Origin of the sequence: Acinetobacter nosocomialis (genome assembly GCF_041021905.1) — a bacterium.
Lineage (GTDB): Bacteria > Pseudomonadota > Gammaproteobacteria > Pseudomonadales > Moraxellaceae > Acinetobacter > Acinetobacter nosocomialis.
In genome coordinates this window covers 2,070,111-2,082,373 of the sequence record NZ_CP157432.1, presented here as the reverse complement: position 1 = coordinate 2,082,373, position 12,263 = coordinate 2,070,111, and the positions used below count along the sequence as shown (strand labels likewise).

Here is a 12,263-nt window from a genome sequence, read left to right as displayed (position 1 = left end):
AATGGCAGATCTGACTTACTCAAGTTTAAATAACTGGCTTAAATTCAAGCACTTGGTTTTGTTGGAGACGTTAGCTCGAACCAATAACATGCATTTGGCTGCCGAGCAGATGAATTTAAGTCAACCTGCTGTAAGTAAAATGCTAAAGGAAATTGAGGGCCTTCTCGGGTTTCAGGTCTTTGAGCGACTGCCCCGAAATATGCCCGTAACGGCATTGGGTGAACATGTCATTCGTTATGCCCAGCGGGTTTTGAATGACGCAAAACATTTTGTCGAAGACATTGAGATTTTACGGTTGGGTGGACATGGGTTTTTAAAAGTAGGGGGAATATTTGCAGCAACCGCCGTGGTAATTCCAAACTCTATTATCGAAATTAAGAAACAATGGCCGCTACTTTCTATCGATGTTGTTGAACAGACCAGTGACCATTTAATGGAAATGTTGAGTGAACATACTCTAGATTTAGCCATAGGCCGTTTTACCGATGTTACGCAAAGCCAGTTTTTCGATTTCCAGCCTTTAGGCCCAGAGCCGTTCTGTATTGTTGTCAATAATGCGCACCCATGTGCCCAGAAAAAGTTTTGTACATTAGAAGAATTATTAAAATGGCCGTGGGTACTTTATCCTAAAGGCACACCCATTCGGGAGCGTATGGAAGGTGCATTCGCCAGAGCTAAAGTCAAAATTCCTTTAAATACGGTAAATACCATGTCGATGCAGACCTTTTTACAGATCTTAAAAGGGGCGCCTATGGTGGGAATGTTGCCAGAAGCAATGGTAATTGATCAGGTGAAAGAAGGACAGCTACAGATTTTAGAAACAGACCTGATTTTAGATGCTCAAGATTATGGAATTTTGACACGTAAAGATGAACCAGTGTCTGATATAGCCGCAGCATTTATCAATATTTTACTTAAAAATGCAAAACGTAAGTAAAGTCCTTAGCTTCAAGACATAGAAGACTTGGGACTTTTAAATTAAAAGAAAGCCTACTTAATTTAGTTAATGTTTCACCATGAAACTGATATTAAAAAGTTATCAATATTTAGAAATTATTCATTGGAAATTATTGCAGGGACTCCTTATCGTTTAATTCATGATGATTAAAAATCTTTAAGTGAATAAGAATTAGGAAAGGATCCCTGTATGAACGTGTTAATTACTGGTGGCACGGGTTTTATTGGAAAGCAAATTGCCAAAGAGATTTTAAAAACCGGAAGCCTGACTTTAGACGGTAAACAAGCTAAGCCTATCGATAAAATTATTTTGTTTGATGCATTTGCTGGTGATGATTTACCACAAGACCCTAAGATTGAGGTAATTGTAGGGGATATTACCGACAAAACCACAGTCGCAAATATCACAGAAAATATTGATGTTGTTTGGCACTTGGCTGCTGTGGTGAGTTCGGCAGCAGAGGCTGATTTTGACTTGGGAATGGATGTAAACCTTTATGGCCTTTTAAATTTATTAGAAGAATTAAGAAAAAAACAAACAATGCCTCGAGTCATTTTTGCGAGTGGCTGCGCTGTATTTGGTGGTCAATTACCAGAAGTTGTGACAGATGATACGGTGGTTACACCAAAGTCCTCTTATGGTATGCAAAAAGCAGTAGGAGAATTGCTCGTTTCAGATTATTCACGTAAAGGCTTTATTGATGGCCGTGTTTTAAGATTACCGACAATTGTGGTTCGTCCGGGTAAGCCTAATAAAGCCGCATCTACATTTTTTAGTTCAATTATCCGCGAGCCTTTAAAAGGGGAAACGGCAGTTTGTCCAGTCCCGCCAGATACTCCAGTTTTCATTACTTCACCACGACGCTGTGTTGAGTCAATGATTAAGGCTGCGTCAATTTCTTCAGAGGCACTCCAAGATAACCGAATTATTCCCTTACCTGGATTGACCGTTACCGTTAAGCAAATGCTTGAGGCTCTTGAAAAAGTTGCCGGTAAACAAGCAACTGATTTAGTGCAGTGGCAAGAAGATAAAACGATTCAAAGGATTGTTCAAAGTTGGCCGGTTCAAGTGAAAGCTGAATATGCCGAATCTTTAGGTTTCCAAGCAGATGAGAATTTTGAAAGCATCATTCAGGCACATATAGAAGATACCCAAAATTAATGGCAGTGATCGCCAATTCATGTGAGAGTTATTATGGAAGATATCAAAAATGTCACTGCTCTCGAAGAGCAGACAATTAAGCGTATTTCGAGTCGAATTATCCCGTTTCTTATTATTTTATTCATTATGGCCTTTCTAGACAGAACCAATATTGGTTTTGCTGCGCTACATATGAATGATGCAATTGGAATTACCCAAACTATTTTTGGCTTAGGTGCGGGTGTATTTTTCTTGGGTTACTTTATTGCAGAAGTACCGAGTAACGTTTTACTTCATCGGTTTGGAGCACGGATCTGGATTGCCCGAATCATGATTACTTGGGGAATTATTGCCGGACTTATGGGATTTATCCATAGTGGTACCCAATTTATTATTTTACGGTTTTTACTGGGTATTGCAGAAGCGGGTTTCTTTCCGGGAGTTATTTTTTATTTAACCTTATGGTTTCCTGCTAAATATCGTGCCCGTGTCTTCGCGACCTTCTATTTAGGGTTACCAATTGCTCAAATTATCGGAGCACCAATTTCGGTCGGTCTTATGCAATGGGGTAATACCATTGGCTATGAAGGCTGGCGTTTGATGTATATTTTAGAAGGGATTCCTTCCATTATTTTAGGACTGGTTTGCCTAAAATATTTAACCAATAACCCAAAAGAAGCACAGTGGTTAACAGCTGAGCAGCGTCAATGGCTCATGAATACGCTAGAGCGTGAAGAACGAGAAAAACAGCAATCTGCCGATGCTGCTTTAACAAAAGGTGAACTCATTAAACAAGTGTTTAAAAATCCTTTAGTGTGGATTATGGCAATTGTTTATTTTGGAATTACGTCTGGTTCAAATGCGATGTTCTTCTTCTTACCAAGTGTTTTAGAGTCGTTCCGTAATACCTTTGGTATGCAAATCAGCCTTATCCAAAATGGCTTACTCACCGCTATTCCATATGCATTTGCGGCGGTTGGAATGGTTTTATGGAGCCGCCGTTCTGACCGTAAACAAGAACGTTATAAACACGGTGCTTGTGCTGCACTTATGGCGGCTTTCGCAATTGCGATTGCTTTAATTGTGAATCAACCGTGGGCAATTATTGTGGGCTTTATTCTGCTCGCAATCGGTGTATTTAGTGCGATTAATATCTTCTGGACTATCCCTGGGCAGACTCTAACAGGAGTGGGCGCTGCAGCCGGTATTGGCTTAATTAACTCTGTAGGTAATTTAAGTGGTTTTACTGGTCCATATTTAACAGGCTATTTATATACTACCACGGGCACCTATACAGTAGCGTTCCTTGCCATTGCAGGATTTGTTGCCATGGGCGGTTTGGGGTTACTGCTTTTGGCAAAGTTAAAGTCTGATAGCCTAAAAGTAGAACAACAGCGACTTAAAGTGCGGACTGCTACGGAGATGAAATAATGGCTCAAATTGGTTTTGTTGGAACTGGTATTATGGGAATGCCAATGGCCATGAATTTATTAAAAGCTGGCCATCAAGTTAAGGTCTGGAATCGAACTTCATCTAAAGCAGAAAGTTTAAAAGAAGCGGGTGCCCATGTTTGTAGTGAACTTGAGCAAGTCGGAAAAGATGTAGAGTTTCTGATTTGTATGCTCAGTGATGGAAAAACCTGTAATGAAATTTTATTTCAAGAAAATGGTGCAATCTCACAGCTAAAACCTGAAAGCACGGTCATTGTGATGAGTTCAATACCGGTTGAAGTTGCAAAAACACAAAGTGAAAAATGTAAAGAAAGAGGACTTAGATATTTGGATGCACCTGTTTCTGGGGGGGAAAAAGGTGCTCAAAATGCAAGTCTGGCAATTATGGTAGGTGGCGATGCTCAAATATTTTCACATGCTGAACATGTTCTATCTGCCATGGGGCGACCAATTTTAGTCGGAGATGCCAGCTGTGGAATGCTGGCAAAACTCGTCAATCAAATGATAGTCGCATCTACCATTGCAACCGTGAGTGAGGGTTTATTGCTTGCCACTAAAGCAGGAGCTGACCCGATAAAACTAAAACAAGCATTAACAGGCGGTTTTGCTGATTCACCGATTTTGCAACAGCATGGCGAACGCATGTTAAATCGAGATTTTAAACCGGGAGGTACAGCTCGAAACCAGCATAAAGACATTCATACAGCCGTTAGCTATGCGAAATCGCTTGAGTTGAATTTACCTATTGCCCAAAAAGTCAGCCAATTATTCGAAAATATGCTTGCTGCCGGAGACGGTGAGCTTGATCATTCTGGCTTAATTCGTGAATTAGAACGCATGAATCATGTGTAATTATTGCTTTACTTAAGATCGGTATATTTTAATTTATTTATAAAAAGCAGCAGATTCGTTCTGCTGCATATTCAAACTCATTTGTAGTGCTGGCATTTTTATTGCTTAATCATAATTATCTTCTTCACAATATTTGATTTGCTAACGTATTAATGATCATTCAAATAGTCTCTTGCTCACTTATGGTGTTTTTTTCACATGAAAAATGCACTAAATAAGCACATCTTTTTATTTTGCACTCTATTTGTGCATTTGGGGCCATCATGAGGTTGTTGGCTCCCATACTCACATTGTTGATTCTATGCGGATGCTCTTCATCTGAGCAAAATAGAAAAACTCAAGAAAACTCAACTTCCCATTCAATATGTGTTTTTGATAGTAGAAATACTAAAGTCTGTGTAGCTAAACCAGCGCAAAGAATCGTTTCTCTGTTTGAGTCGGGTTTAGATGGCCTTTATATGCTAGGGCAAGGTCATAAAGTGATTGGTATACCGGCCGAAGTATACATTCAACCTTTATTATTTAATGCCTATTCAAAAATAGATAAGCGTATCGCCAATAAGCAGCTTGCAGCACCTTCACAAGGAGCCAATGCAACCAATATTGAAAGTCTCGTGTTGTTAAAACCAGATTTGGTCATTTTGGGAAGTGGGCAAGCCCAAACGATTGAACTGTTACGGCAGTTTGGCATCGCTGTATATGTAATGGAGTCAGGCACCTATAAACAGGTGAAAGAAGAGCTATCTGAAATTGCCGTTCTTAGTGGTGCCCAAAAGCGTGCTCAAGAAATTTTAAGTTTTTCGGATGAAATTGTGGCGGAAGTCGCAGCCAAAACTGCACGTCAGCCAAATAAACAATCGATTTACTATGCATGGTCAGGAGGGCGAATTTTTTCTACTTCAGGACGGGAGTCGATTACCAATGATTTTATTGAACTGGCTGGTGCTTACAACATTGTTCAGACTGCTGCTAACCAGCCCAACGTAAATCCCGAGACTTTAATTGAATGGAACCCTGACAATATTGTGCTTTGGAATACCAACCCTAAACTGATTTATGAACGAAAAGAATTACAGGGTTTAAGCGCCGTACAAAACCGAAAGGTATTTAATTTGAGTCCTGCATTTATATATAACCCCCACACCATCAAAATTATTATTACGGCGATTTATCTAAATCACAGTATTTATCCTGAACAGTCCGATTTACCAGTAAGTGCTTTACAACAGCGTATTTTAACCAAGTTGTATGGTAAGCAACTTGCCAAAGTGTTGGTGTCATAAATATGGAAAAGCTGAAATATTATTGGTTTTACCCGTTACCTTTCCTCATGATTTTTATCTCTTTGCTCATTGGACCAACTCAAACATTAAGTGCATGGGATTATTTGCGGTGGGGGGTACAAGCAGTCTTTGGTACACCATATTTTGATGCAGAACAATTTAGGCTGATGCAGAACATTATTGTGAATGTCAGATTGCCTAGAATTTTACTGACCTTTATGGTGGGAGCCGCATTAGCAACTGCGGGTAATGGCTTGCAAGCATTGTTTCGTAATCCCTTAGTCGATTCGTATGTACTCGGTATTTCATCTGGTGCAGCGTTCGGTGCAGCTTTAGCGCTTTCATTAAGTTGGCTTTCGCCAAATCTATCAGCCTTTATTTTTGGTGTATGCGCTGTTGGCTTAACCTATTTATTTGCGCACCAGAAACATGAAAGCCAGACGTCTTTAGTCATGGTAATTTTATCAGGCATGATTGTTTCGGGGCTGTTTTTGGCAGGACTTACCGTTATTCAATACTTAAGTGATCCATTTAAACTACAAGCGATTGTGCAATGGACGATGGGCAACTTACATCAGGCGTCTTGGCAAAAAGTTCAATACGCCGTGCTACCAATCTGTATTGGCCTTGCCGGATTATTTGCGATGCGTTGGCGTTTAAACTTAATGGCACTCGGTGCTGAAGAAGCGCAGGCGGTTGGTGTTAATCCAAGATGGGAACAGCTTCTTTTAATTGTACTAGTAACTGTATGTACATCAACGTCTGTGGCTGCTGCTGGCATTATTAGTTTATATGGGCTATTTATGCCGCATATTGTGAGAATGTTGGTTGGACCAGATCACCGCTACAGTATTCCTGCCAATATGGTGCTGGGCGGCAGTTTTCTACTGTTGATTGATAACTTTTCTCGGGTTTTACTGACGTTTGAAATACCAATTGGTATTTTTACCATGTTACTTGGTGCGCCATTTTTCTTATTATTAATGAAAACACAGAGGACTCATTGGGCATGATTCAAATTGATCAGTTAAATTATGCCTATGGGCACAAACAGGTTCTTAAAAATATTCATCTGGAGTTTCCCGAAAATCAGTTTTCAGTGATTTTAGGGCGTAATGGCTGTGGTAAATCGACACTTTTTAAATTGATGGCGGGTCTAGAACCCGTAAAAGATGGCTTGATTCGTTACTCTGGAAAACCATTATCGGACTTTAAAGGAAAAGATCGGGCTGCGTTACTTGGCTTTTTACCGCAGTTTCATAAAACCGTATTTCCATTTTTGGTTAAAGATGTGGTGATTACAGGGCGTGCTGCTTTTAGCAGATATAGACCTTCAAAATCAGACTGGGAACGTGTAAACCAAGCTTTGCTTGATTTAGATATTGAGCATTTACGTGACCGTCCTTATACCGAGTTATCGGGTGGTGAACGGCAATTGGTTATGATTGCCCGTATTTTAGTGCAAGCTCCAAAAGTTATTTTGCTCGATGAGCCAACCAATCATCTCGATGTTTATTACCAGTCTTATTTAATGAAAAAGTTGCGTCAGTTGTCGCGGCAAAATTTTACGGTGATTGCAATTATGCATGATCCCAATTTGGCCTTTTTATTTGCAGATCATCTATTTTTTATGCGCCAACATGAGGTGGTTAAGCCTGAGTCAAAAACTCGAATCACCGATCCGAAGTTTTTAAAAAGTGTCTACGATGTTGAGTTTCATGAAGCCATGATTCAAGACAAAACCATTGTGATTCCTGATCATTCTTGGCTATGAATATGTTGAATTATCAGGTGGTTGGCAAAACAGATTATGAGCCTGCGGTGGAGTTTGCACTTTATACAAGACAGTTGTTATTCCCAGAAATCTATCATGGGCAAATTCCTAAAGATTTACAGAATTTTGAGCAGTCCTATGTTAAAGACCCATTGGGCTGCTTTATTACGGTAAAAGACCAAAACCGTATTATTGGTACCATTGCATATCGGGCGTATGACCATCGTTTTGATTTAAATTTACCGTCCAATACGGTAGAAGTCGTTAAGTTGTTTGTATTGCCTGAATACCGCCGTAAGGGCATCGCGACTCAGCTATGCAACATGTTGTTTAGTCATGCAAAAAACAGAGCAATTACAACTTTGTATTTGCATACCCATCCATTTTTACCTGCGGCTGAAGAGTTTTGGCGGCTCCAAGGCTTTGAGGTTATTCAACGCGAATGGATCGATACCTATGACACTATACACATGAGTAAATCTTTATAGCGATTTATTATGTGCATGAAATCTTTTTTGAAAATGGGTAGGCGGATAACCCATAATTTTACTGAACATTGCGGTAAAAGCTGCCGAATGTTCATAGCCTAAACTAAAAGCAATTTCTGTAATTGAGATATTCTCTTTTAAGGCATTTAAAGCATAAATAATGCAGACTCGATTACGCCAAGCTTGAAAGGACAAGCCAGTTTCAGACTTAAACCAACGATGAAAAGTTCGTTCACTTTTATTGTGGTCATGTGCCCAATCTTTAGGGCTGCTATGAATATCGGGTTGCTCCATAAACTCAGCACACTGTTTAGATAATAATGTGTTGTGAGGCAATGGAATAAATAGAGGTAGGGCTGGTGCAGCTTCTAACTCATATAACAATAAATCGATAAGAGCACCGTCACGGCCTGAGTGCGAGTAATCAATAGATAATTGATTTGCTTGAATGAGCAGTTGATGTAACAAAGGCGAGACTTGTATAACCTCGCAATAGTTTGCTTGTCTTGGGGCATTACTCACTTCTATATACAAACTATAAGTACTGACTTTAGATAACCATACCTGATGTGGTTTGCCTGCCGGTATCCATACACCGCTGTACGGTAACACGAGCCATTGTCCATCTTCAGTTTCAACTTTCATGAGGCCTTCGGGTGCATATAAGAACTGTGCACGGCGATGGCTATGCGTATCTAACAAGGTATCAGCAGGATAGTCCGATCCTAACGCTAGAACCGCTTGCTGTAGATGGTCTACATCGTTAACTGAAATATTACGCATATATTTTTGTCTGAAATAAATAAAAATATGGCTTTTATACGTTAGTTTGCCATAAAGCTATTTTATATCATGCCTCTATAAACGTGAGGAAGATAACGATGCTATATGAGCTATTTTTATTTGGATTGCTTTCAGGCGTTACCACTTGGTTATTTGGTTTTGGTGGCGGATTTGTTGCTGTGCCTTTGCTTTATGCAGTCATTATTCAAAAGTGGAGCAGTGAAAGTAGTGTCGGCATACATGCCATGCAAATCGCCGTTGCTACGTCCGCTTTTGTCATGCTGTGTTCGGCAAGTTTTGCAACCTTTCGACACTATCGGTCTGGACACATAGATTGGCAAAAGATCAATTTTTTATGGGGTGGTATCGCATTTGGGGGAATTGTGGGTGCAGTAATGGCCTCATTGTTTAATGGAAATTGGCTTCGCTGGATATTTATGGGTTATGTATTCATAACCATTCTAGATTGTTATTACCGACCAGGCTTTATGGTTGCATCAAAACAAAAGCAAGACCATGGTCAAAACAGTGAACTGATTAAAGGCGGAATAATTGGTTGGGTTGCGGCACTTTTAGGTGTGGGTGGCAGCGTAATGACAGTTCCGTTGTTGCGGCGGCGGGGTAGTTCTATGGCAGAGGCCGCGGCTATTGCAAATATTCTCACACTGCCTCTGTCTTTAACTGCAACGTTTACTTACTGTGTATTGTCAATTTGGCAATCTACATGGGCACCTAGTGGATTTATCGGACTAATCTGGTTTGAAGCTGCTTTATTCTTGGTTGCTGGAACATGGATCGGACTATATTTTTCAGAAAAATTTATTTCAAAACTACCTGATTTATGGCGGGCAAAGTTATATCCGCTACTTTTAATAATAGTTCTACTCGTCATGCTTTTCGTAAATTAATTTTTTATTTCAAATGTTTGAAGAATAAATTTTCTTAAATAACAAATCTCTAAATGCTCTAAAACTGCAAATTTTATGTTTTAAAGGGCTTTGAAAAAAGTTTGAAAAATAGACTTGAAATATATAGTGGCTTTATGCCACTATATATTCATCGAAGGTCATCAGACAAAAAGAGGATGATATGGCTATCCAGCTTTTAGATGCGGCAAGAAATGAAATTCCAGTGAAATTTACGCAGTTTTCTGGTGGCGAGCGTCATGTTCAAATTGATGAGACAACCTTAGGTTCACTATCTGGCAAGGTATTGGTCCGCGCGCAAATGACCTCAAGTCACGATGTGATGGACTATTTACTACTTGAAAATATATTGCTGACTCAAGGTTTAACCATTGACCTAGAAGTTCCGTATTTTCCATATGCACGTCAGGACCGTATTTGTGCAGTAGGCCAAGCGTTCTCGCTTGATGTGATGACTAAGTTACTCAACATTAATGCAGATAAAAAAGCAGGCAAACAAGGCAAAGTGACTGTTTGGGACTGCCATAGTGAAGTCACTACAGCCTTACTTGCTGCCAATACGTCTTTTAGTGAAGTTGTAAATGTGAGTTCAGTCGACATCATCGAAAAGAGTGAAGCGCTAAGTACATTATTAAAAGATGAAAAAACAGTACTGATTTGCCCAGACAAAGGCGCAAAAGCACGTACACAAATGGTTGCAGATGCTTTTAATTCTGAGCGCAAACAACCAATCAATATTGTTCAGTGCGATAAAAAACGTGATCCAGTGACTGGCAAAATTTTGGGTACACATGTACATACAACTGATTTATCAGGCCTAACAGCGGTCATTACCGATGACATTTGCGACGGCGGTGCAACCTTTATTGGTATTGCCAAAGAACTGCGTCGTCTCAATTGCCATAAGGTCGTTCTATACGTGACCCACGGTATTTTCAGTAAAGGAATAGAGGTTTTTGATGGATTGCTTGACCAACTGTTTACCTCAGACAGCTTTCCTCAACAACCATCAGACAAAATTTCAGTAATTGCTTTTGCAGCAAAATAAAGAGAATAAAGATGACTATTAAACTTAATCCATTAAACGCTATCGATTTTTATAAAGCTGATCACAGACGTCAGTATCCGGCAGGTACAGAGTACGTTTACGCAAACTTTACGCCACGGTCATCTCGACTCGCAAAAATGTTGCCTGACTTTGACGATAAAGTTGTGTTCTTTGGGCTTCAAGGTTTTATTAAACACTTTTTAATGGATACATGGAATGAAGGCTTTTTCAAACAACCTAAAGACAAAGTCGTGGCTGCTTATAAACGCCGTATGGATAGTTCACTAGGTGAAGGTGCTGTACCAGTCGATCACATTGAAGCATTACATGACTTGGGCTATTTACCTTTACGGATTAAAGCTTTGCCGGAAGGTAGCCGCGTCAATATGCGTGTACCTGTGCTTACCGTCATTAATACAGACCCGCGTTTCTTTTGGCTAACCAACTATATTGAAACTGTATTAAGTGCTGAACTTTGGAAAAGCTGCACTACAGCAACGATTGCCTACGAGTACAAACGTTTATTAACGCAATATGCCGTAAAAACTGGCGCACCACTCGATTTTGTACCTGTGCAAGGACACGATTTTAGTAGCCGTGGCATGAGTGGAGTTTATGATGCGGCACAATCGGGTGTGGGGCACTTAACCAGTTTTATTGGAACAGACTCGGTTGCTTCAATTGACTACGCAGAAGAATATTACAATGCCACAGGTGTGATTGGGGTTTCTGTACCAGCGACCGAACACAGTGTGATGTGTATGGGTACAGAAAACAGTGAGCTAGACACATTTAAACGTTTAATTTGCGAGCTTTATCCGTCGGGTGTTGTCAGTATTGTGTCTGATACTTGGGACTTTTGGCGAGTCATTACAGAATTTACGGTGGCTTTAAAATCTGAAATTCTGGCGCGACAACCCAATGCTTTAGGTTTGGCTAAATTGGTTTTCCGTCCAGACTCTGGTGACCCAGTTAAAATTATTTGTGGTGATCCAGACGCGGAAAGTGGCAGCCCAGCTTATAAAGGCGCAGTTGAATGTTTATGGGAAGTGTTTGGCGGTACAACAACTGATCAAGGCTATAAAGTACTCAATGAACGTGTTGGTTTAATTTATGGTGACTCAATTACCCTAGACCGTGCACAGCGTATTTTAGAAGGGCTTGAAGCCAAAGGTTTCGCTTCAAACAACTTGGTGTTTGGTATAGGCAGTTTTACCTATAACTACTTAACTCGCGATACCTTTGGGTTTGCTGTGAAAGCAACTTGGGGACAAGTGAATGGTGTAGGCCGAGAACTATTTAAAGACCCAATTACTGACTCAGGTGTAAAAAAATCTGCGAAAGGTCTGTTACGCATTGAAGAAAGTGAAAATGGTTTTACCTTGTTTGATGAGCAAACAGCCGAACAAGAACAAGGTGGAGCACTAAAAACTGTCTTTGAAAATGGTAAACTTCAATATGAGTGTACTTTGGATCAAATACGTGAGCGTTTATCCATCGCATAACTGAGTTTAGATGAGCCGTTGCATGTGTATCGGCTCATCATTTTCATTGAGAGAC

The 12,263-nt window shown here is 40.0% G+C and carries 12 protein-coding genes; 11 read left to right on the top strand and 1 reads right to left on the bottom strand.

The window, feature by feature from the left end; all coding sequences use genetic code 11:
• Position 1 precedes the first annotated feature (1 nt).
• From ABLC00_RS09625 to ABLC00_RS09590, 8 genes are all read left to right on the top strand, one after another.
• The gene (locus ABLC00_RS09625) at positions 2-937 is read left to right on the top strand and encodes a LysR family transcriptional regulator (RefSeq protein WP_000774594.1); all 936 of its coding nucleotides are present in this window, start codon (positions 2-4) and stop codon (positions 935-937) included.
• A 210-nt stretch (positions 938-1,147) separates the two neighbouring features.
• Positions 1,148-2,119 carry a D-erythronate dehydrogenase gene (gene denD / locus ABLC00_RS09620; protein ID WP_033846573.1) on the top strand — a complete coding sequence of 324 codons (972 nt, stop codon included), beginning with the start codon at positions 1,148-1,150 and terminating at the stop codon, positions 2,117-2,119.
• 33 nt (positions 2,120-2,152) lie between these two features.
• Positions 2,153-3,529 (top strand): MFS transporter, encoded by a 1,377-nt coding sequence (locus tag ABLC00_RS09615; protein WP_000389445.1) that lies wholly within the window; start codon positions 2,153-2,155, stop codon positions 3,527-3,529.
• The gene (locus ABLC00_RS09610; RefSeq protein WP_033846575.1) at positions 3,529-4,401 is read left to right on the top strand and encodes an NAD(P)-dependent oxidoreductase; all 873 of its coding nucleotides are present in this window, start codon (positions 3,529-3,531) and stop codon (positions 4,399-4,401) included. The genes ABLC00_RS09615 and ABLC00_RS09610 overlap by 1 nt, the downstream gene beginning before the upstream one ends.
• A 263-nt stretch (positions 4,402-4,664) precedes the next feature.
• On the top strand, positions 4,665-5,684 hold the full coding sequence (locus ABLC00_RS09605) for an ABC transporter substrate-binding protein (protein WP_033846576.1): 1,020 nt from the start codon (positions 4,665-4,667) through the stop codon (positions 5,682-5,684).
• Positions 5,685-5,686: 2 nt separating this feature from the next.
• Complete coding sequence (locus tag ABLC00_RS09600; protein WP_006581568.1) at positions 5,687-6,697, top strand: iron ABC transporter permease; 1,011 nt, start codon at positions 5,687-5,689, stop codon at positions 6,695-6,697.
• Positions 6,694-7,458: an ABC transporter ATP-binding protein gene (locus tag ABLC00_RS09595; protein ID WP_004887141.1), complete on the top strand. Its 765-nt coding sequence runs from the start codon at positions 6,694-6,696 to the stop codon at positions 7,456-7,458. The genes ABLC00_RS09600 and ABLC00_RS09595 overlap by 4 nt, the downstream gene beginning before the upstream one ends.
• Complete coding sequence (locus ABLC00_RS09590; RefSeq protein ID WP_004887143.1) at positions 7,455-7,946, top strand: GNAT family N-acetyltransferase; 492 nt, start codon at positions 7,455-7,457, stop codon at positions 7,944-7,946. The genes ABLC00_RS09595 and ABLC00_RS09590 overlap by 4 nt, the downstream gene beginning before the upstream one ends.
• Here the strand turns inward: ABLC00_RS09590 and ABLC00_RS09585 are convergent.
• A complete protein-coding gene (locus ABLC00_RS09585) occupies positions 7,941-8,729 on the bottom strand; it encodes a helix-turn-helix domain-containing protein (RefSeq protein WP_004887146.1) in 789 nt (262 codons plus the stop codon). The two genes, ABLC00_RS09590 and ABLC00_RS09585, sit on opposite strands and share 6 nt — an antisense overlap.
• A 98-nt stretch (positions 8,730-8,827) precedes the next feature.
• On the opposite strand from ABLC00_RS09585, the gene ABLC00_RS09580 reads away from it, so the two are divergent.
• The 3 genes from ABLC00_RS09580 to ABLC00_RS09570 all read left to right on the top strand — a co-directional run bounded on the left by ABLC00_RS09580 (position 8,828) and on the right by ABLC00_RS09570 (position 12,208).
• On the top strand, positions 8,828-9,637 hold the full coding sequence (locus ABLC00_RS09580) for a sulfite exporter TauE/SafE family protein (RefSeq protein ID WP_004887148.1): 810 nt from the start codon (positions 8,828-8,830) through the stop codon (positions 9,635-9,637).
• A gap of 181 nt (positions 9,638-9,818) precedes the next feature.
• Positions 9,819-10,703: a phosphoribosyltransferase family protein gene (locus ABLC00_RS09575; protein WP_006581565.1), complete on the top strand. Its 885-nt coding sequence runs from the start codon at positions 9,819-9,821 to the stop codon at positions 10,701-10,703.
• Positions 10,704-10,714: 11 nt separating this feature from the next.
• Positions 10,715-12,208: a nicotinate phosphoribosyltransferase gene (locus ABLC00_RS09570; protein ID WP_004887151.1), complete on the top strand. Its 1,494-nt coding sequence runs from the start codon at positions 10,715-10,717 to the stop codon at positions 12,206-12,208.
• Positions 12,209-12,263 lie beyond the last annotated feature (55 nt).

Excerpts from the sequence above, each read along its gene's own strand:
- ABLC00_RS09590 (WP_004887143.1), top strand. The coding sequence starts at position 7,455 with ATGAATATGTTGAATTATCAGGTGGTTGGCAAAACAGATTATGAGCCT.
- ABLC00_RS09610 (WP_033846575.1), top strand. The coding sequence starts at position 3,529 with ATGGCTCAAATTGGTTTTGTTGGAACTGGTATTATGGGAATGCCAATG.
- ABLC00_RS09600 (WP_006581568.1), top strand. The coding sequence starts at position 5,687 with ATGGAAAAGCTGAAATATTATTGGTTTTACCCGTTACCTTTCCTCATG.
- ABLC00_RS09595 (WP_004887141.1), top strand. The coding sequence starts at position 6,694 with ATGATTCAAATTGATCAGTTAAATTATGCCTATGGGCACAAACAGGTT.
- ABLC00_RS09605 (WP_033846576.1), top strand. The coding sequence starts at position 4,665 with ATGAGGTTGTTGGCTCCCATACTCACATTGTTGATTCTATGCGGATGC.
- ABLC00_RS09625 (WP_000774594.1), top strand. The coding sequence starts at position 2 with ATGGCAGATCTGACTTACTCAAGTTTAAATAACTGGCTTAAATTCAAG.
- ABLC00_RS09575 (WP_006581565.1), top strand. The coding sequence starts at position 9,819 with ATGGCTATCCAGCTTTTAGATGCGGCAAGAAATGAAATTCCAGTGAAA.
- ABLC00_RS09580 (WP_004887148.1), top strand. The coding sequence starts at position 8,828 with ATGCTATATGAGCTATTTTTATTTGGATTGCTTTCAGGCGTTACCACT.
- ABLC00_RS09615 (WP_000389445.1), top strand. The coding sequence starts at position 2,153 with ATGGAAGATATCAAAAATGTCACTGCTCTCGAAGAGCAGACAATTAAG.
- ABLC00_RS09585 (WP_004887146.1), bottom strand. The coding sequence starts at position 8,729 with ATGCGTAATATTTCAGTTAACGATGTAGACCATCTACAGCAAGCGGTT.
- ABLC00_RS09570 (WP_004887151.1), top strand. The coding sequence starts at position 10,715 with ATGACTATTAAACTTAATCCATTAAACGCTATCGATTTTTATAAAGCT.
- denD (WP_033846573.1), top strand. The coding sequence starts at position 1,148 with ATGAACGTGTTAATTACTGGTGGCACGGGTTTTATTGGAAAGCAAATT.